This window comes from Mitsuaria sp. TWR114, assembly GCF_007997345.1.
The window spans coordinates 1-1,426 of sequence record NZ_VOSR01001032.1; the positions used below are offsets into that span (position 1 = coordinate 1).

Annotated in this window: 1 protein-coding gene; it reads left to right on the forward strand. The window is 75.7% G+C overall.

Annotated features, from left to right (window positions below; genetic code table 11):
• Window positions 1–1,249 (forward strand): hypothetical protein (locus tag FUT87_RS29610; protein ID WP_222617319.1); only part of this gene is annotated, 1,249 nt, incomplete at its 5' end.
• Window positions 1,250–1,426 lie beyond the last annotated feature (177 nt).

Genomic DNA, 1,426 nt, shown 5'->3' on the forward strand with positions numbered 1-1,426 from the left:
GCCGGTGCGTTTCGTCAGCGAGGCGCCGATCGCCGTCACCGACACGCGGCTGGCCGCGCTGTGCACGCTGCGGCTGGAGCGGGACCCGCTGATCGCGCCGGAGCGCGACCTCCATTACGTCACCCGCGCGAAGGTGGCGCGTCCGGTCGCGGACGGCCGCACCGTCTGGCCGCTCTTCGGCGCCGCCGGCGGCGCGGGCGCGGAGGACGCGCGCATCGGGCTGGCGGTGGCGTCGCCGCTGCTGGCGCTGCGCGAGGGCGATCGCGAGATCCGCGTGATCCTGCGCCAGACCTCCTCCGGCGCCGCGCCGGACCTGCGCGGCCTGCGCGACGCGGCGCTGCGAGCCGACTCGGCGCCGGCCTTCCGCGACGCCTTCGGCGACCTGCTGCCGCAGTGGCTGCTGGCCGACGGCCCGGCGGCCAGCACGAGCGGCGCGAGCGGCACGAGTGCCACGACGGGTACGGGCGTTGGCGGCGTCGAGATGGACGTCGACGACCTGTCGGAGGCCGACTGGACCGCGCTGCGCCATACCGCGCATCGCCTGACCGGCAACGGCCTGCCGGCGCTGTTCAACGGTCCCGGCCGGCCTCATCGCGCGCTGGTCTTCGACCGGCTGCTGCAGGGCGCCTTCCGCGTCAGCCTGAGCACGCCGTCGGGCTGGCACGCCGTCGAGGCGCGGCTCGAACGCGCCGCCGGCGCCGGCCTGTCGCTGTTCATCCGGCTGCGCGCCGACGCGCCGCCGGTGACCGGCTGCGACCCGGCGGTGCATGGCGCCGAATGGCCCACGCGGCTGCCGGTGCTGCGCCTGGAGCTGGCCACGCAGGCGCGGCTCTATCCCTACTCGCTGCTGGCCCGGCTGCCGCTGGCCGAGGTCGACCTGCGGGTGAAGGCGCGCGGCGTGCGCGACGTGCGGCTGGCCAACAACCTCGGCCGGCTGGATCCCTCGAAGGCCTTCGCGCCCTTCGGCCCGCTGCCGGGCCTGTCGTCCTACCTGGTCGTCGGCTCGCCCGAGGCCGCGCGCAAGACCCTGGACCACCTCTCGCTGGACCTCGAATGGGGCGGCCTGCCCAACGAGCCGGGCGGTTTCGACACCCACTACGCCGGCTACGCCGCCCGGCCGGCAAGGAGCTGCGGCAGGGCCAATTCAGCGTCGAGATCGCCTGGCTGCGCGACGGCCAGTGGCAGGACTGCGCCAACCGCTCCGCCCGACAGCCGCTGTTCGCCGGCACCAATGCCGCCGGCGAGCTGATCGCGACGCAGCACATCGAGCTCGATCCGGGCTCGGTGCGCAAGCTCAGCCGCGCCACCGAGGAGGACTGGTCGACGATGGCGATGCCGCGCAACGGCCTGTGCCGGCTGCAGCTCAGCGGCCCGCGCGCCGCCTTCGGGCACACCGCCTACCCGGTCGAGCTGGGCGCGACGGTGG